The organism is Ferdinandcohnia sp. FSL W7-1320 (genome assembly GCF_038050315.1).
Lineage (GTDB): Bacteria > Bacillota > Bacilli > Bacillales > Bacillaceae_L > Ferdinandcohnia > Ferdinandcohnia aciditolerans.
The window spans coordinates 2,124,821-2,142,308 of sequence record NZ_JBBPAM010000001.1 but is presented as its reverse complement, the minus strand read 5'-3'; the positions used below and the strand labels follow the sequence as shown (position 1 = coordinate 2,142,308).

Below are 17,488 nucleotides of genomic sequence, written 5' to 3'. Positions count from 1 at the left end.
GGGCACTGTTCATTTGGAAACTACTTACAGAATAGGTTTCGTGAGATATTGAAAAACTAGTAAAGCAATAATTGATTTTAACGACAATGACAAGAGGGAAACGGATGAAGTTCATCCAGCCTTTTACATACCGTAAAAGAAGGAGATGCAAAAACTTGTCAAATCAAAAAAATTCAGCAATGACAATTGTTGCGATTAGTTCTATTCCACTAATCCTGGTACTTGGTAATTCGATGCTCATTCCTGTATTACCACAAATGCAAAAAGAGCTAGATATCAGCCAATTTCAGGTGAGTCTTGTAATCACAACATTTTCAGTTGCAGCGGCGATCTCTATTCCATTACTTGGTTATTTCTCGGATCGTTTTTCAAGAAAAGCGGTTATTATACCAGCATTGATTCTTTACGGTACAGGAGGATTGCTCGCTGGTGCTGCAGCCGCATGGTTTTCTAGTCCTTATTTTTGGATCATGGCTGGTAGGCTTATGCAGGGTATCGGTGCCGCAGGAACAGCACCTATCGCAATGGCGCTTACTGGAGATTTATTTAAAGGGGGAAAACAAAGCCGAGTTTTAGGACTCGTGGAGGCATCAAATGGCTTTGGAAAGGTAATATCACCAATTATCGGTTCCCTTCTAGCGTTATTATTTTGGTATGCTGCCTTTTTTGCATTCCCAATTTTTTGCTTAATTTCCGTACTTCTCACGATATTCTTTGTTAAAGAGAAAAAGCAAAAGAAAGAACCACCCCCACTTAAAAAGTATGTGCGCGGATTGTTTTCAGTGTTTAAACATGAAGGCAGATGGTTATTCACAGCATATTTAGCTGGAGCAACTTGTTTATTCACCCTTTTTGGGATTCTCTTTTATTTATCTGATGTATTAGAAAAAACGTATGATACAGATGGTGTACTTAAAGGAGCAATATTAGCAATTCCATTATTATGTATGACAACAACATCGTATATTACAGGTAGTAAAATTGGTAAAAAGATGCCTTTGATGAAGAAGCTTATCATCATTGGACTTATCCTCATGACTATATCGTTTGCGTTATTAGTCTTTTTTGAGAGCTTAATTCCGTTTATTGCCGTTTTGGCAATCAGCAGTATCGGAACTGGACTTGTATTACCTTGTATAAACAGCTTTATAACGGGCTCTGTTTCATCCGAAAAGCGAGGATTTGTTACTTCACTTTATGGTTCCGTTCGGTTCTTAGGAGTAGCCATTGGTCCGCCTATATATGGATGGTTAATGAGTTGGTCAAGAGCCGGAATGTTTTTAACAACTGCATCTTTAACCCTTATAGTTGGGCTTTTATGTATGCTCCTAATTCATGTTAAAAAGAAAAATCCTAAAAAAGAAACAAATGATTCCCTGTTCAAAAAACTTCAGTTTACCTAATATGATAAAGGAGAGGTTGACCTTTGCAAATTTTCGTTTCTCCAGAGGTTATCAAAGAAGAATGTCAAATACTTAACATAGTCAATCAAGAAAAAAAAGCACTTGGCTATATCTCGTTTTTCTTTGACGATAAAAAAATGTATGTCTATGGACACTGTGAGGAATTAGGCGTAAGTAAAGATTTTAAAGACACGATCACTCCGTACATTCAAGGTATGGCAAAAGTTAAGCCAGATTTAGATATTTTTTCTTATATCTCGATTGGTGGAGAAAAATTAGACTTAGCAGATGAAGAATCTGAAGATAAGTAAGGATATCGATATCGATATCCTTTTTCTTTGCCAAGCTCCTCATGCTCTCGGCTCGAGGTCACAAGTCATTCGCTTCTGAAGGCAAAAAGCGCCTTTCTGTCATTAGTTTTCTTGTGCTTGTCGCCCATGCAAGGATGGTTAGGCTTGCAGTGTTAGGCACAGGACATGCCTTGCTCTTAGTTGGAATTGTGTGCCTTGCGCATTTTGTATTTTGACAAAATAGTGAACATATATTTTAGGGACATGGATTATGTTAAAATGGGCTTACATAAACATTGGAAAGGTTGTTTGAAATGAAAAAATTATCTGTTCTTCTCATGCTGGTCCTCGTGTTTGGTATGGTTGGTTGCTCCCAAAATGGAGAAAGTCATGAGTCCCGAGGTGAAGACCATGTAATCGGAGATATACGTGAGGAAACAGCCTCAATTGATGTGATGCCCTCCTTTCTAGATGATAAGTCAGAGGAACTAGTAACAATATATAAAGCTGCAGCAATGCACAAAGATTTACTCGAATCAATGCCGTGCTATTGTGGTTGTGCTGATTCTGTTGGACATCGCGATAATTACGATTGCTTTGTCCATGAGAATAAAGGCGATGCAGTTGTATGGGATGATCACGGTACAAAATGTAACGTTTGCCTAGAAATCGCAGCTACAGCCGTACTTGAATATTCAAACGGGAAATCACCAAGTGAAATACGAGCTATGATCGATGAAACATATAAAGAAGGCTATGCGAACCCAACACCAACTCCACAACCTGAAATCTAAAATGACGTGTGAAATTCACACGTCCTTTTTGTCCTATTCCGCGTAATACATAAACCCAATTGCACCTGGGCCAGTATGGGTGCTGATCACTGGAGTAGTTTCAACGATATCAACCTTTTCGTATCCGGTTAGTTTTTTGATTGCCTCTTTTAAATTTGCCGCAAGTTCGATTGCATCAACTTGAGCTATCGCTACACCTTTTATCGTTTTATTACTTACATCTTCAGCGAATTTTTTACTTAAGTATTTCACGATTTGTGCATGGCTTCTTACCTTTGAAACTGGAGTATAGACGCCATCCTGTAAAGAAGCAATTGGTTTAATGTTCAATAAAGAACCAATAAATGCCTTGCCTTTTCCAATCCGCCCACCTTTTACAAGGTTTTCTAAAGTATCAACGGTTACAAACAAAGTTGAGTTTTCCCTAATTTCATTGATTCGTTTCACGATTTGATCTTTCGTTTGTCCCGCTTTTGCCATTATTGCAGCTTCAATTACTTGAAAAGCTAAAGCCCTTGAAATATACATGGAATCTATTACGGTTACACTTGATTCACTTATATTAGCAGCATTCTCAGCAGATGTAACTGTACCACTCATCCCACCTGTCATGTGAATGGAGATAATTTCGCTGCCATCACTTCCTAACTGATCATAAAGCTCGACGAAATGCCCAACTGCTGGCTGAGAGCTCTTTGGCAATTCGACAGATTGCTTCATTCTCGCTAAAAATTCTTGTTGAGTGATGTCTACCTTATCTAAAAACGTTTCTCCATCAATCGTTATTGATAAGGGAACAACTTCGATTCCTAGTTCTTTTACTAGTTCCTCTGATAAATCTGCTGTAGAATCTGTTACGATTTTTACCTTTGTCATACGTTCACTTCCTACGTCTGGTACAGCTATTATAAAAATAGTTTATCCAAATTTTAACGGGGGGATTGCTTACAATTTATACCTAACCAGAAAAAAAGAGCTGATTTTAATGTTTTAAAATCAGCTCTCATTCTAAAACTATGCATTATGTTTTAAAATATCTAGTTTGAAAATCCGTTCGTAATCAGTCCATTTTAGCACTGTCTTCAAATATTCTCGAAACGAATAGATTTGACCTGGACTTGATTTCGTCATGATTTTCGACAAATATGCTTGTAAACGAAAATCGAGCATAAAGCGATATGTGTTGCCTTCCTCTAATACTGGAATTTCAATTACTTTTACCTTATGTCCATAACTATTTTTGAACTCTAGGCTTTTGAATAGCAAACTATCAGTCCTTTTTCACCCGTTTCTTATATTATACATGAAAACAAGCATTACGTCTTTGTCTAAAAATGTAGAATTATTGAATTTAAATCAACAAATTAAATAATGTATTTTCTTTATTTAACTCGCGGAATGGGAACCCTTTTTTCTCCATTCGGTTTACTAATGCTTGGTAGTCATCTTTCGCTTTTAATTCAATCCCTACTAATGCTGGCCCATTATCTTTGTTATTTTTCTTTGTATATTCAAAACGAGTAATGTCATCAGTTGGTCCAAGTACATCAAGTAAGAACTCCCGTAATGCCCCTGCTCTTTGAGGAAAGTTCACAATGAAATAGCATTGTAGGCCTTCATAGAGCATCGAACGCTCTTTTATTTCCTGCATTCTGCTGATATCATTGTTACCACCACTTAGTACACAGACAACTGTTTTTCCCTTAATCTGATCCTTGTACATATCAAGTGCAGCAATTGATAATGCCCCTGCTGGTTCGGCGACAATCGCATTTTCGTTGTATAGGTCCAGAATAGTTGTACATACCTTTCCCTCAGGCACAGGAATAATATCGTCAACAAGCTTTTTACTGATTTCAAATGTATTTTCACCCACCGTTTTAACGGCTGCCCCATCAACAAATTTATCAATTTTAGGCAATGTAGTAACCGCCCCGTTGGCAATTGAAGTCTTCATACTTGTTGCACCTTCAGGCTCAACACCAATAATCTTTGTTTCAGGAGAGATGCTCTTCATATAGGTTGAAATTCCTGAAATAAGTCCGCCCCCACCAATCGCTGCAAATACATAATCGACTGGTTCTGCACAATCATTTAAAATTTCTACCGCTACTGTTCCTTGACCTGCCATAACATCAGCATCATTAAATGGATGGATAAATGTACGATTTTCTCTTTCACAACATGCTACAGCTTCTTCATAAGAGTCGTCGAAAGTATCGCCTGTTAAAATAATCTCTACATATTCCCGTCCAAAAGCCTCTACTTGAGAAACTTTCTGTCTTGGTGTCGTGGATGGCATAAAGATTTTACCTTGAATTTTTAAAGCAAAGCAGGAAAAAGCCACGCCTTGTGCATGGTTTCCAGCACTCGCACAAACAACGCCATTTTTTAAATCCTGCTCCGAAAGATTTTTAATCCGGTTATAGGCTCCCCTTATTTTAAAAGAACGGACAATTTGTAAATCTTCTCTTTTTATCAATAAGTTACATTCGTAACGTTCAGATAGTAATTCATTTCTTTGTAAAGGTGTATGGATTATAACATCCTTTAATGTTTGATTCGCTTTTATGATATCCTCTACATGGATCCCATCTAGTTTTTGTTTTACCTCTTGTGCCATGAGCCCATATCCCCTTTCGCTTCGCTTATTTCTACAACAACACTGTACAGTAATGAAGATTTAATTTGTTCATTATAACATGAATTAGCCTATCTGGAGTAAAATTTTCTAAATATTGTATTACTTTTTGAAATGAAATCGCTACCAGTCATTTTTATGAAATTTTTTTCTAATTTAGCGGGGGGATATATTACGAATGTCATTTGTGTTCTTTTTTTATTAGCAGTATGATTGGAGAAAGATGTAACAAGAGGTGATAAATATGACATTTCGACAAGAATCATTAAAAGAAGAAATTGCAAATGCCATCACACATGGTATAGGAGTTTTATTAAGCATTCCTGCCCTCGTGATGTTAATCGTATTTGCTGTGAAATATGGAAACGTCTTGCATATTGTTAGCTTCTCTATTTTCGGGGCATCCATGATACTGCTGTATTTATTTTCAACGCTATTACACAGCATCACACACCCGAAAGTGAAAAAGCTGTTCGCGATACTAGATCACTCAGCGATCTATTTATTAATTGCTGGAACATATACTCCCTTCGTTCTCGTTTCAATAGGAGGCTGGTTAGGCTGGACTCTTTTCGGAATTGTATGGGGACTAGCGATTGTTGGAGTTGTGTTTAAAGTCTTCTTCGTTGAAAAGTTTATGATTCTCTCAACGGTTTTTTATGTTCTGATGGGGTGGTTAATCATAGTTGGCATTAAGCCTTTATATGAAAGCATCGGGTTTAATGGCTTTATGTTGCTATTAACTGGTGGAATCCTCTACACAGTTGGAGCTGTCTTTTATGTTTGGAGAAAGCTGCCATTTAACCATGCAATTTGGCATTTATTTGTATTAGCGGGAAGTGCCGCGATGTTCTTTAGCATCCTATTTTATGTCGTAGACGTACCGTTTATCTCATAAAAAAGGCTCGGATTTAAAAGGAGGCTGGGACATTAACTAGCTTCGAATAATGAAAAAGGTGAGTTTGAGCACGCTCAAACTCACCTTTTTCTATTTTTCGTGTAAATTCTCCTATTACCTTAGTTGTTGGCAGTGAATTTTCTTAAATTCACTGCCATTAAAGCTAGACCCATTTCGTTCTCCACCTTCGATTTTCCTCGAACAGAAAATCGGGAGAAACGCAAATTAGCTTTCAAGAATCCAAAAACTGGTTCCACATCGATTTTGCGTTTTCGATAGAGGGCACTCGTTTTCTCTTCTGAAAGCTTCGCTCTTACGTATTCTTTTTGCTGTTCCCACTTTTCATTCACCATTAGTTTTCGATTGTTACCTTCTTTGGCTTTTGTACATGATAAGCGGAATGGGCATCCCGAACAGTCTTCGCACTCATAGATTTTGAACTTCCGTTCAAAGCCTGTACGGTCAGTGCGAATAGAATGATATTGAAACTCAAGACGTTTATGATTAGGGCATGTATATGTATCTGTTTCTTCATCATACTGCCAATTGTCAGGGTTAAATATGTTTTGTTTAAACTTTTTGTTTTGTTCCTTCAAATACAGGTTATAAGTGATAAGCGCTTCTCGTTTTCTATTGGAAAGGATATCATTATAGTTTTGTTCACTACCATAACCTGCATCTGCGACAATGTGTTTCGGTAACTCGAAATAATGCTGCTCGATTTCATCTAGAAATGGAATTAACGTACGTGTATCTGTTGGATTAGAAAACAAACTATAAGCAAGAGTGTATTGACCTTCCGTTGCGATTTGTACATTGTAACCAGCTTTCAACTGTCCATTTCTCATATAATCTTCTTTCATTCGCATAAATGTCGCATCAGGATCCGTTTTAGAATAGCTATTACGTGTGCCAAAGATTTCTAAGTCTTCTTGGTATTTCTGTTTACGTAAGACAAAATCAATCAATTGCTTACGTACTTGTTTCGGATATTTGCGTTCGCTTCTTAAAGCTTTTCGTTCTGAAACATCTGATGTAACTTCAATTTGTTTATCATACTCGGTTACGACTTCGTCTACTTTTTGAACCAATTGAGTGAGCTCTTCCAACGATAACTGTTCGGTGTTTTCGCGTTCAATTTCAGGTATGATTTCGTTCTTAAGTAGCTCGTTGTATAGCTGGTTTGACTTTTCAATTAAGCTTTCACTATATTTCTCAATGGATTTCTTCCAAACGAACGTAAATTTATTCGCATTCGCTTCAATCTTTGTACCATCAATAAAAATAGCTTCTTGATCAATAAGTTTTTCTTCAACTAATTGGCAACGGAATTGGACGAAACATTTGCGAATTAAATCTTTCACTTCTGATTGAACACGGAATCGGTTGATTGTGCGGTAGCTTGGTTCATACCCTTGAGCTAACCACATCATACGGATACTATCTTTTAATAGGGCTTCGATTTTGCGTCCAGAGAAGACAGATTGCGAGTAGGCACACAAGATAATTTTAAGCATCATGCGTGGATGATAAGCAGGACAACCCTCATTTCGAAGAAATGGTTCGAATGCTTCTTGCGGGATACTTTCAACTAAATGATGGACATGGAAGGCAATATCATTATTTTGTAATTTTACTTCTAAATCTAAAGGCAAAATTAATTGATTCATGTTATAATCTTTAAACATAAGGACACTTCTTTCTGTTTGGATTTTGTGTGGTAACTTAATTTTAACAAAGAATGTCCTTATTTTTTATTTAAAAATAATCAAAGCCTGTGAAATTTTACTCATAGTAAAAATTCACAGGCTTTTTCAGTTCAGAGGAGGGTTTTGTCCCAGCCCCTTATGATTAATTCAGTTATTATACTCCTTCTCAGTCCCATCAAGAAACTTAACTTCTAGCTCAAACTTTGTGTATTTGATATATCATCCTTGATTTCCGCTTCCAATCCATTGCTTTCACTTTCATAATCCACGTCATATTCCTTATTTTCAGCGTATTCTACATCCAAATCGAAGTTTGTAAAGTTAAATAGATTTTCCTTCGTTTGATCTGTGTTGATTTGGTTATTCGTTCCTTCCTCCTCAACGGGTACTTCTTCAGGAACCTTGGTTACATTTTCATCGTCGGCATTGCAGCCAGTAATAGTTATTAAAAAAAAGATAACAGCCATACTTAATGTTAGTTTCTTCATAGTATATGCTCCTTTTTGTAGATAATAATTACCATTCTAGCTATTTCACGTATTGCTTATACAAGTTTAATTATAAACGGAATCCTCTCTCTTACTTACTCCAAAAGAATCGAGACAAATTATAAAAAACGCTATGTTTCTACAATGAGAAATCATAGCGTTTTTGTTTGCTTTCATTAATTTTGTGGGATTTTTTCGTATACCAAAAACGTATAATCATAAGGATTCTTCTCGTCCTTAATCCCCTGTTCTCTTGAAATAACCTTCCACTTGTCTTTTTCAAACGCTGGGAAATAGGTATCTCCTTCAAATTCTTTATTAATTTCAGTTATGTACAGACGGTCTGAATGTGGTAGGATTTCTTTAAAAATTTCCGCCCCGCCGATTACAAATAGCTCCTGGTCAGTTTGTTGATTCATTTTTACAATTTCCTCGATGGAATGAATCACTTTACAGCCTTCTGCCTTATACGAAGTGTCACGTGTTACGATAATATTTTCACGTCCTGGAAGGGGGCGTCCGATTGAATCATAAGTTTTACGTCCCATAATAATGGTATGCCCCATCGTTACTCTTTTAAAATAAGCTAAATCTGCAGGTAAACGCCATGGTAGATCATTGTTCTTGCCGATTAATTGGTTTCTGTCCATTGCAACTAGTAATGATATCATATATATTCTCCTAACTAAAAAGATCCTAAGGTCGATTATACCTTAGGATCATAGAAATAGGAATTACAATCAAATACGTCTTGGCATATTTGCGCCAGATTTTTAGACCTACAGGAAGTGGGTCATATAGACGTTGCCACAGGATGTGGCGTTCTTAGTCTTTGATTTTACAGCTCGAAAAATCCTTTGAAAAATCGTGGATCCGCCGGAGGCTATAACTTTTTTCAGTCGCTCCAAGCAAATTTGAACACTTTTTTCAGTCCTCCCCACTAATAAAGGTAGGGAATTCTGCTGAATTATGTTATACGGCAACTGGTGCTTTAATAGTTGGATGTGGTTCATACCCAACGATTTCAATGTCATCCATTTCAAAATCAAAAACAGATTTAACTGCAGGATTTAATTTTAATGCCGGGAACGGACGTGGCTCACGACTTAACTGTAAATTCACCTGCTCGATATGGTTTGTGTAAATATGGGCATCTCCAATCGTATGGATAAAATCCCCTACCTCTAATCCACATTCAAATGCGATTAGATGAGTTAATAGAGCATAACTTGCGATGTTGAAGGGGATTCCGAGAAAAAGGTCGCCTGACATGATCTTCGACTAGGTTCGCTAAGCCTAGCCCGTTCACTTATGAACTGCTGTATGTCGCCATACAGATGAGACTATATCACGATCCAATGATGGACCCCTACCATTTCCACCTGCTTAGGTGTACTCCCAAATGGGATAGTCGTTCGGCATTTATGTTTCAATTTGAAACAATTTAGCACGGGATTGTCTTTTGCAAGAGTTTCCCCGTTTAGGTAGGTTTTCTATAGAGATTTCTCCCTAAAGGCGCTCATTTACAAACGCTGATACAACTGACAACTCAATTTCCCATCGGCCACATAGAATTGAAACAGACTGTGACAAGGTGGTAGTGCCATGAATTCAACATCACCCGGATTATATCCGACGACAAGATGACGTCTGCTATCTGGGTTATTTTTAATTTGATTGATGACATTTTTTAACTGGTCAATGGTTTCACCACGTGATGATTCCCACGCTCTCCATTGTTTCCCATAAACTGGACCAAGCTCTCCATATTTTGTAGCAAAGTCATCATCCTCTAAAATACGAGATTTAAACTTGTCCATTTCAGCTTGATACAACTCATTAAATTCGCAGTCAACCAGACTTCGGTTTCCGAAATCCGTCATATCTGGACCTTTGTATTCATCGCTCTCAACCCAATTTTTAAAAGCCCACTCATTCCAGATATTATTGTTATTTTTCAGTAAATATCTGATATTCGTGTCACCTTTAATAAACCAAAGTAGTTCGCTCGCAATTAAACGAAATGGAACTCTCTTCGTCGTTAGCAAAGGGAAGCCTTCACTTAAATTAAAACGCATCTGATAGCCAAAAACTGAAACCGTTCCTGTCCCTGTTCGATCCATTTTTTTCGTACCTTTTTCAAGAACATGCTTTAATAGATCTAGGTACGCATTTTCACCATGTTTCAATAGATTCACTCCTTGCATGAACTTCATTCTACTATATTACTACAAATAGCATTCGAATTCATTGCTGAGTTTTGCTTAATTCACTAAAAAGCTGGTGTGTCATTGGCGCTGCAAGTTTTAATTCTTCTCTTGTCTGATCCGACAGATAATACATTGCAAAGCTTTCTGCGAAATATTCTTCAGGATAATCACTAAAATAAGAACGATCCGGGAATAATTGATTGACTTCCTTTTGCAAAATGGTTAAAAAATTGGGATCATTGCTGATTGTACCAAATACAAAATTATCAATCGAATGGGCCAATTCATGCAACTCTAAATTAATAGAACCATGGCCATTTCCCTTTTCACTAGATCCGATTTTGGCTAGTACAACTTCTGAGCCACCAATTCCCGGAACATCGTCCCAAGTCGGTCCATTTTCACTATAGCCACGCGGCTTTTCTCCTTTTAAATAGGCAGCTGTAGGCTCGTCCGTTAAATTACCTGTAAACAGCTTCAGCACTACACTATTGTCAACCAGTCCTTGCAAGATAAGTTCATCAATATGGTTCACACGTTCAATCATTTTTGCTGCGGCAGACTCATTAAATCTAGTTTCAGGTAATACTATGATGTTTTTTAATTTTTCGTAGTTATTAAGATTCGATGTTTCAGTATATAGTGTGAGAGATTGATAATCTTTTAGTGGAACCCCATGAGGAGACGCTTCACCAGGATGATAGGTAAAACCTACCAGGACAAATAGAAGCGTAAGAATAAACGTTTTTTGCATAAGAATGCTCTCCTTAATCTATGAATAAAATCGTGATGCTAAAGCGCACTCTTCTTTTAAAATGGTAATAATAGTATACCATATTCAGAAATATGAGTCTGCTAGACTAGGAGTGGTAAGTTATTCAAGCAGGAAAAATACGGACAAAAAAAGCAATCCAAAGGAGCGAATAATCGACTTCTGGATTGCTTTTCCTCTTTTATTAACTAAGCCATTTTGGCGGAGTATTTTTATCCCAATAAATTTCACCTAATGTATGATGTGTTTGGAATCCATCATGATGTGTATGGTAGTGGAAGTTAAACCAATAGCCATCCTGTGGTGGATGATCCCTTCTTACATGAAAACGGATAATATCATTCCCAGACGTTTTATCGAAAATATGGAAAATCTTTTCCCCATTTCCACCAGACGGTTGCTCTGAAATCTCAAGATGTCCAAGTTCTTCACTTGGATATTGCTCGGCTAATAATTCAATTACACTTTCAATTTTCGGCAAGATTGCACTACGGAATTCATCTTCAATAACAGGCCCTATTCTACTCCCAAATTTCTCGAAGGATTTTGTTTCAGCCTGTGACATCGCATATGTAACAAAGTTTTTACTGTCATATCCATAATCAGATTCAAAATTGGAATATAGCTTCGACTCAGCATTTTGGTCATTAATCGAATTTAACTTACTTGGCTTATCGGCATCCGCCTGCTGCATAGTGAGAGCCGGTGGTGGCGTTACCAAACCAAGAGTTAAAATAGAAAATGAGACGACTAATGCTTTTCGCAACCATTTTTTCATAACGAAAACGCCCTTTCAACATTTACCCTTATCGTCATTTTAACACAATCTAGCAAAAATTTTTACTATGAAATTAAGAAATCATAAAAAAATAAGGATAAATGCCCATCATGGAAAATCATCAAACCTCCACATTATAAGGACATGAAATACATCCTTCGTAAAATTAAAGTTCATAAAATCCTCAATATTTGATAAAATAGGGATACTATACATATTTGAAAGGTGGATTCGTTAAAATGGATTGGATTTTTGGTATTGCATGTGTTGTTACATTACTTTATTTTATAACTTGTTGTGTGACTGAATAGACAAAACCCGCTTTTTAAGCGGGCTTTATTTTTGTACGAATATGTAATACAACTTTTTAGTTACATCTTTTTCTTTTTCTTGCGTCTAGACGAATCCATTTCTATTCGTCCCGTCTCTTGATTGGTAGTACCTTGTCCCTCTACATCTGCAGAGCCTAATCCGATTGTTGAAGGATCTTTTTTACGTTTTGCCATGTTCATCACCTCCGTACGTTATTTAAAGTATCCAAAGGTGTGGCAAAATATCCTGCATTAACCGAAGGCAGTAATCCCTCTTAAACCTCAATCACTCCGAAATGGAACTTTGCAGTTTTTCGTTTATAAACGGTAAAACCGTACTTTTCAAATTGTTCACTTTTCCAATGATCTTTTAGTACTACTTTTTTCTTCGCAACTCGCTTTGCTGCTTCAATCGCTTCAGGACTTATTGTAGAGTAAATTGCGAAATTACGTAAAGCACTTATCCCTTCTGATTCTTCAATTGTCTCCTCAAACATTGGGTCAAAATACACAATATCAAAGCTATTCGGGGGACAGATTGTTAAAAAGCTTTCATAAGTATCGTGCATCACATCAATTCGAGCCATCGCTTCGTTCATGATCGCATTTCCGGTATCCCAGCTCTTTAACCCTCCCTTTAATAGATAATACAAATACTTGTTTCCTTCAAGGGAGGCTACTTTTCCTGATTCACCCACAACGAAACTTGCTACAATGCTATCCGACCCCAAGCCTAAGGTACAATCTAAAATTGAGTTACCTTGGGTAAGTTCTGATGCTTGAATAAAGGGATCATGCTCCCCCTTCATGATTCTTTTCATGCGAAACATAGCAGAGTTCGGATGGAAGAATAGTGGCTCATCACCATGAGAAGGATAGATTTCAATTCTATTTTTTCCCACAACAAGAACATCTTCGTTGGTTTGTTCTTGTATCTTTGCGATAGAACGCTTTTTCCTCTCGATAAAAGAAACATTGAGTTCCAATGCAGTTTTTTTCGCCAACTCAATCATCTCATCATTTGTTCTTCCTGCTGTCGTTACAACCATATAATCACCTATTTGAACAAAAAAGGATGTCGCAGTGACATCCTTTTTGAACTTCTATTTTTAGCAATGCTTATTTAATGCGGAAGTTATGTTTTCCATGATTGCTTCCATTGAATTTGATTCAATTTCATGTCTTGGAATGAAGTGAACAACTTCCTTGCCCCTTAATAAGGCCATGGATGGAGATGATGGCTCGATGCCTTCAAAATACTCTCTCATCTTTGCTGTTGCGTCTTTATCTTGACCTGCAAAAACAGTTACAAGGTGGTCTGGTTTCTTCTCGTTATTAAGAACTGCTTGAGTAACTGCAGGTCTTGCAAGTCCAGCAGCACAACCACATACAGAATTTACTACAACTAATGTAGTACCTTCTGTTTTTTCCATGAAGTTTTCTACTTCTTCTTCTGTTTGAAGCTCTTCAAATCCAGCAACAACAAGTTCTTGGCGCATCGGCTTCACAATTTGCTTCATATATTCATCATATGCCATTGACATATAAATCCCTCCCAATTCCAATTCAAATTCGATAAACTTAGCATACTATAGATGACCAAGCAAAATCAATTTTCAAACATCCAATCAATATCAATGTTTTTTATATTCTGGAGTTAACCCCCAGAATGTTTAATGAAACACGGATGAAACCCAATTAGTTATTTCGGCTTTCGGTCATTTGCTTCCATACTGAACCTTTTGCTTCTTCTCCACCCTCGATTCGTTCGATGGCTAATTTGATTTGCATTTTCACTTCGAATTCCGGGTCATTTTCAGCGGCTTTTAGAGCATCTAATGCAGAATCGTCTCCAACCTCAAATAAAAACATTGCTGCGCGCCATCTTACAAGCTTACTCGGATCCTTCAATGCCTCACACATTGCTTCCATTGCAGCAGGGTCACCGATATCTGATAAACAATCACCTGCTGTTCTTCTAACAGTAACAGACTTATCCTTTAAAGCCTCATACAAATAAGGTAACACTGAAGGCTTTTCAATCATCCCTAAATACACAGTTGCTAAACGACGAATAGACGGTTTTTCATCTTTCAATGCTTTAGCAAGGACAGGAATATCCTCCTCTTCTGGATCCATTTGTTCGAGACTTGCATAGCGTTTTGTCCATTCAGGATCCTCCAACATCTCCAAAGTAACTTTATAGGATTGTCTTTTTTGGATAGTTGGAGCAGAAGTTTGCTCTGAAATCTGTTTAACAATGCGGTCAAGTCTATCTTTGGGATATGCAGCAGCTAGCTCATCGACAACCTCTTTCCCTATTTCTTCATGATTGCCATATCGAACACCTTGTTCCTTCCATTCTCTTTCTAACACAACATTACCTGAAACCTCTTGTGCACGTAGCAATGCTTCCCGAAAAACATCAGGTAATCCAAATCGGAATTCCTGTTCACCGTCATGAAGCTTAACCTGCATTGGAAGACCTTTGTACATTTGAACAAAAACCTTTACTTCTCCAAAATGCTCATCCAGCTTTGGAGCTTCGTTTTCGCCTTCTACGACAACCTCCCCAAAAACCTTTCGAACCTTTGGCAGCAGCTCCTGCCAGTCATACTTCGCATTTCGTTCAACCGCTAGGAAATCTGCTACATGATAGACTCCTTTAATACCCTCTATTGCCAATATTTCTTTAATTAGAGGTGGTGCTTGATCTATATTTTCTTTCTTATAATTATTGCTTTTCCCCTTTGGTAGTTCCTCGTCTAAAATGATTTTCATTGTATTCGGACTAGGTGTTGGTTCAATTGATTTAATTTTCACATCTACCGCTCCTTCTCCTACTGAGTATACTATCGTAATTGTAGCACACGAAATAACAATATATCCATTGTGAGAACTTATATTACCGATTAGTCCTTGTCTTATTTTAGCGCTTTAGTACTAATTATCCGAACTTATGTCATAATGACTTATTTGACTCAATATCATAAATGTGTGTTCATTAAGAGTTGTTTTCGCTTTTGTTGTACTAAGGATTGGAAAAAGTAATACATTTTTTAAGTGAGTTATCGTACTCAACTCAAATCCATAGCCTTTCTCTACAACAAACTTTCGAAAACTATACTATTTTGCTTTCGCAAACACCAAGGAGGTCTTCTATGAAAAAAAGCTATGGAACACGCGAAGCCATTGTCGTGACATCTCTAGCTGCTGGATTTTTCTTCGGCTCCCCACTCGCAGCTGATGCAACTGAAAAGCAGAATTTGGATCCATTACTAGATAAAAACTATCAATTCGATACAAATCAGGAATTACGCTATGGTCATACCGGATATCCAGTCCGTTTTCTTCAATTCGAATTACATAAATTAAATTTTTATTATGAAACAATCGATGGTCACTATGGAGAAACTACTCAAGAAGCTGTAAAGAGATTTCAAGAATTATATGATTTGAAGGTTGACGGAATTGCTGGAGAAGTAACATTAGAGAAATTAAATGAAGTCATCATACAGCCAAAGCCCCCTTTCTACTCTGTTGGTGACGAGGGGCCTGAGGTCAAACAGCTACAATCCAAATTACACAAATTAAACTATTATAGTGGTTTAGTAGATGGGAAGTTTGAATCCGTCACGGAGGCAAGCGTGAAGGCATATCAAAAAAAGTTCAACCTAGAATCAAACGGGCTTGCCACTGACGAAACAATCGATCACATTATGAAAAACAAAAATGTCAGGGGGCTAACCATTAAAAAAGTAACTGTGGTTACAGCTCAGACACTGCCAAATTCGACTAACAAAACGGATGAAACCGCCGTTGAACCAATTGAAACACCGCCAGTTGATGGCAGTGTGATATCTATTGCAATGGATTACATGGGGGTTCCATATGTCTGGGGTGGAACGTCACCAAGTGGATTTGATTGTAGTGGTTTTTTACAATATGTGTTTGCGCAAAAAGGAGTTAACATCCCACGAACTGTTACTGGTATATGGAATCAAGGTACGAGTGTGTCGGCACCAAGTGTTGGGGACTTAGTCTTTTTCCAAACCTATAAACCAGGTCCATCACACGCTGGTATTTATCTTGGCGACAATAAATTTATCCATGCCGATTCCACCGATGGTGTAAGTATTGATGAAATGACGATCAACTACTGGCAATCACGCTATTTAGGTGCGAAAAGATTATAATTTCTTTTAATTGGGGTTAACCAACAACTGGAAAAACTGTAGCCTCCAGTTGGGAAACGTTTCAAACGGGGATGAAAAATGTAATAAATACCCATTTGCGTATTATTTTCAAGGCAAAATGTGATAAAAGCATTCGAAAATAAGGAATGCGTATGCTTTTATATAAATTTGCGGTATAAAGGCATTCGTATGATCCAATAAATGGAATAAATCGTTTTAAAATCGATATGAAATGTAATAATTATCCATTTGTGCATCATTTTTTAATAAAAAAGCAATAAAAGCATTCGAAAATAAGGAATGCGGATGCTTTTATATAAATTTGCGGTATAAAGGCATTCGCAAGATCCAATAAATGGAATAAAACGTTTTAAAATCGATATAAAGTGTAATAATTATCCATTTGTGCATCATTTTTTAATAAAAAAGCAATAAAAGCATACGCAAAAAAGGAATGCGTATGCTTTTATTTAAATTTGCAGGATACAGGTATACGAAAGATCCAATAAATGGTAGTAATCGTTTTAAACGCGATGAAAAGTGTAATAAATATCCATTTGCGTATCGTTTTCAAGCCAAAATGTGATAAAAGCATACGAAAATAAGGAATGCGGATGCTTTTATTTAAATTTGCAGGATAAAGGCATACGCAAGATCCAATAAATGGTAGTAATTGTTTTAAACGCGATGAAAAGTATAATAAATATCCATTTGCGTATTATTTTCAAGGCAAAATGTGATAAAAGCATTCGAAAATAAGGAATGCGTATGCTTTTATATAAATTTGCAGGATAAAGGCATACGCAAGATCCAATAAATGGTAGTAATTGTTTTAAACGCGATGAAATGTGTAATAAATATCCATTTGCGTATCGTTTTCAAGTCAAAGTGTGATAAAAGCATACGAAAATAAGGAATGCGGATGCTTTTAGCTAAACTGACAGTATAAAGGCATTCGCAAAGCCCAATAAATGGAATAAATCGTTTTAAAATCGATA

17 protein-coding genes and 2 pseudogenes are annotated in these 17,488 nt (G+C 36.9%); 5 read left to right on the top strand and 14 right to left on the bottom strand.

Translation table 11 applies throughout. The features are described from left to right. Window positions 1-104 precede the first annotated feature (104 nt). From NST91_RS10805 to NST91_RS10795, 3 genes are all read left to right on the top strand, one after another. The gene (locus NST91_RS10805) at window positions 105-1,403 is read left to right on the top strand and encodes an MFS transporter (protein ID WP_341331121.1); all 1,299 of its coding nucleotides are present in this window, start codon (window positions 105-107) and stop codon (window positions 1,401-1,403) included. Between the two features lie 23 nt (window positions 1,404-1,426). Further along, window positions 1,427-1,714 (top strand): hypothetical protein, encoded by a 288-nt coding sequence (locus NST91_RS10800; protein ID WP_341331120.1) that lies wholly within the window; start codon window positions 1,427-1,429, stop codon window positions 1,712-1,714. A 293-nt stretch (window positions 1,715-2,007) separates the two neighbouring features. Continuing rightward, window positions 2,008-2,487 (top strand): PCYCGC motif-containing (lipo)protein, encoded by a 480-nt coding sequence (locus NST91_RS10795; RefSeq protein ID WP_341331119.1) that lies wholly within the window; start codon window positions 2,008-2,010, stop codon window positions 2,485-2,487. A gap of 33 nt (window positions 2,488-2,520) precedes the next feature. Here NST91_RS10795 and NST91_RS10790 read toward each other — a convergent pair whose 3' ends face one another. The 3 genes from NST91_RS10790 to ilvA form a co-directional block, all read right to left on the bottom strand. Further along, the gene (locus tag NST91_RS10790) at window positions 2,521-3,363 is read right to left on the bottom strand and encodes a DegV family protein (protein ID WP_341331118.1); all 843 of its coding nucleotides are present in this window, start codon (window positions 3,361-3,363) and stop codon (window positions 2,521-2,523) included. Window positions 3,364-3,501: 138 nt separating this feature from the next. Then, a complete protein-coding gene (locus NST91_RS10785; RefSeq protein WP_121448259.1) occupies window positions 3,502-3,753 on the bottom strand; it encodes a DUF2535 family protein in 252 nt (83 codons plus the stop codon). Window positions 3,754-3,838: 85 nt separating this feature from the next. Beyond that, the gene (gene ilvA, locus NST91_RS10780) at window positions 3,839-5,110 is read right to left on the bottom strand and encodes a threonine ammonia-lyase IlvA (RefSeq protein WP_341331117.1); all 1,272 of its coding nucleotides are present in this window, start codon (window positions 5,108-5,110) and stop codon (window positions 3,839-3,841) included. A 262-nt stretch (window positions 5,111-5,372) separates the two neighbouring features. Between ilvA and trhA the strand changes: the two genes are divergently transcribed. Continuing rightward, window positions 5,373-6,026, top strand: coding sequence for a PAQR family membrane homeostasis protein TrhA (trhA, locus tag NST91_RS10775; protein ID WP_121448257.1), 654 nt, complete (start codon window positions 5,373-5,375; stop codon window positions 6,024-6,026). A gap of 119 nt (window positions 6,027-6,145) precedes the next feature. On the opposite strand, the gene NST91_RS10770 is transcribed toward trhA, so the two are convergent. The 11 genes and pseudogenes from NST91_RS10770 to NST91_RS10720 form a co-directional block, all read right to left on the bottom strand. Beyond that, window positions 6,146-7,714 (bottom strand): IS1182 family transposase, encoded by a 1,569-nt coding sequence (locus tag NST91_RS10770; RefSeq protein ID WP_341329892.1) that lies wholly within the window; start codon window positions 7,712-7,714, stop codon window positions 6,146-6,148. Window positions 7,715-7,926: 212 nt separating this feature from the next. Then, on the bottom strand, window positions 7,927-8,223 hold the full coding sequence (locus tag NST91_RS10765; protein ID WP_341331116.1) for a YusW family protein: 297 nt from the start codon (window positions 8,221-8,223) through the stop codon (window positions 7,927-7,929). A 176-nt stretch (window positions 8,224-8,399) separates the two neighbouring features. After that, window positions 8,400-8,894 carry a dihydrofolate reductase gene (locus NST91_RS10760; protein ID WP_341331115.1) on the bottom strand — a complete coding sequence of 165 codons (495 nt, stop codon included), beginning with the start codon at window positions 8,892-8,894 and terminating at the stop codon, window positions 8,400-8,402. 301 nt (window positions 8,895-9,195) lie between these two features. Further along, a pseudogene (gene thyA / locus NST91_RS10755) lies at window positions 9,196-9,492 on the bottom strand (thymidylate synthase); the annotation flags it as partial. Between the two features lie 260 nt (window positions 9,493-9,752). Continuing rightward, window positions 9,753-10,412, bottom strand: a pseudogene (locus NST91_RS10750) (thymidylate synthase); the annotation flags it as partial. Window positions 10,413-10,470: 58 nt separating this feature from the next. After that, on the bottom strand, window positions 10,471-11,187 hold the full coding sequence (locus tag NST91_RS10745; protein ID WP_341331114.1) for an anthrax toxin lethal factor-related metalloendopeptidase: 717 nt from the start codon (window positions 11,185-11,187) through the stop codon (window positions 10,471-10,473). A 202-nt stretch (window positions 11,188-11,389) separates the two neighbouring features. Next, window positions 11,390-11,983: a YpjP family protein gene (locus tag NST91_RS10740; protein WP_341331113.1), complete on the bottom strand. Its 594-nt coding sequence runs from the start codon at window positions 11,981-11,983 to the stop codon at window positions 11,390-11,392. A gap of 371 nt (window positions 11,984-12,354) precedes the next feature. Continuing rightward, entirely contained in the window at window positions 12,355-12,489 is a 135-nt protein-coding gene (locus NST91_RS10735; RefSeq protein WP_341331112.1) for a YuzL family protein, read from the bottom strand. 80 nt (window positions 12,490-12,569) lie between these two features. Then, window positions 12,570-13,343 carry a class I SAM-dependent methyltransferase gene (locus tag NST91_RS10730; RefSeq protein WP_341331111.1) on the bottom strand — a complete coding sequence of 258 codons (774 nt, stop codon included), beginning with the start codon at window positions 13,341-13,343 and terminating at the stop codon, window positions 12,570-12,572. Window positions 13,344-13,403: 60 nt separating this feature from the next. Then, the gene (locus tag NST91_RS10725) at window positions 13,404-13,838 is read right to left on the bottom strand and encodes a BrxA/BrxB family bacilliredoxin (RefSeq protein WP_341331110.1); all 435 of its coding nucleotides are present in this window, start codon (window positions 13,836-13,838) and stop codon (window positions 13,404-13,406) included. A 154-nt stretch (window positions 13,839-13,992) separates the two neighbouring features. After that, window positions 13,993-15,117, bottom strand: coding sequence for a conserved virulence factor C family protein (locus NST91_RS10720; RefSeq protein WP_341331109.1), 1,125 nt, complete (start codon window positions 15,115-15,117; stop codon window positions 13,993-13,995). 338 nt (window positions 15,118-15,455) lie between these two features. Here NST91_RS10720 and NST91_RS10715 point away from each other — a divergent pair, with 338 nt between their 5' ends. After that, complete coding sequence (locus tag NST91_RS10715; RefSeq protein WP_341331108.1) at window positions 15,456-16,490, top strand: C40 family peptidase; 1,035 nt, start codon at window positions 15,456-15,458, stop codon at window positions 16,488-16,490. The last annotated feature ends 998 nt before the right edge of the window (window positions 16,491-17,488 follow it).

What these genes read in the sequence shown, in the direction of transcription:
- NST91_RS10765 (WP_341331116.1), bottom strand. Translation starts at nt 8,223, where the DNA reads ATGAAGAAACTAACATTAAGTATGGCTGTTATCTTTTTTTTAATAACT.
- NST91_RS10735 (WP_341331112.1), bottom strand. Translation starts at nt 12,489, where the DNA reads ATGGCAAAACGTAAAAAAGATCCTTCAACAATCGGATTAGGCTCTGCA.
- NST91_RS10790 (WP_341331118.1), bottom strand. Translation starts at nt 3,363, where the DNA reads ATGACAAAGGTAAAAATCGTAACAGATTCTACAGCAGATTTATCAGAG.
- NST91_RS10715 (WP_341331108.1), top strand. Translation starts at nt 15,456, where the DNA reads ATGAAAAAAAGCTATGGAACACGCGAAGCCATTGTCGTGACATCTCTA.
- NST91_RS10730 (WP_341331111.1), bottom strand. Translation starts at nt 13,343, where the DNA reads ATGGTTGTAACGACAGCAGGAAGAACAAATGATGAGATGATTGAGTTG.
- NST91_RS10795 (WP_341331119.1), top strand. Translation starts at nt 2,008, where the DNA reads ATGAAAAAATTATCTGTTCTTCTCATGCTGGTCCTCGTGTTTGGTATG.
- NST91_RS10805 (WP_341331121.1), top strand. Translation starts at nt 105, where the DNA reads ATGAAGTTCATCCAGCCTTTTACATACCGTAAAAGAAGGAGATGCAAA.
- NST91_RS10760 (WP_341331115.1), bottom strand. Translation starts at nt 8,894, where the DNA reads ATGATATCATTACTAGTTGCAATGGACAGAAACCAATTAATCGGCAAG.
- ilvA (WP_341331117.1), bottom strand. Translation starts at nt 5,110, where the DNA reads ATGGCACAAGAGGTAAAACAAAAACTAGATGGGATCCATGTAGAGGAT.
- NST91_RS10725 (WP_341331110.1), bottom strand. Translation starts at nt 13,838, where the DNA reads ATGTCAATGGCATATGATGAATATATGAAGCAAATTGTGAAGCCGATG.
- trhA (WP_121448257.1), top strand. Translation starts at nt 5,373, where the DNA reads ATGACATTTCGACAAGAATCATTAAAAGAAGAAATTGCAAATGCCATC.
- NST91_RS10740 (WP_341331113.1), bottom strand. Translation starts at nt 11,983, where the DNA reads ATGAAAAAATGGTTGCGAAAAGCATTAGTCGTCTCATTTTCTATTTTA.
- NST91_RS10770 (WP_341329892.1), bottom strand. Translation starts at nt 7,714, where the DNA reads ATGTTTAAAGATTATAACATGAATCAATTAATTTTGCCTTTAGATTTA.
- NST91_RS10745 (WP_341331114.1), bottom strand. Translation starts at nt 11,187, where the DNA reads ATGCAAAAAACGTTTATTCTTACGCTTCTATTTGTCCTGGTAGGTTTT.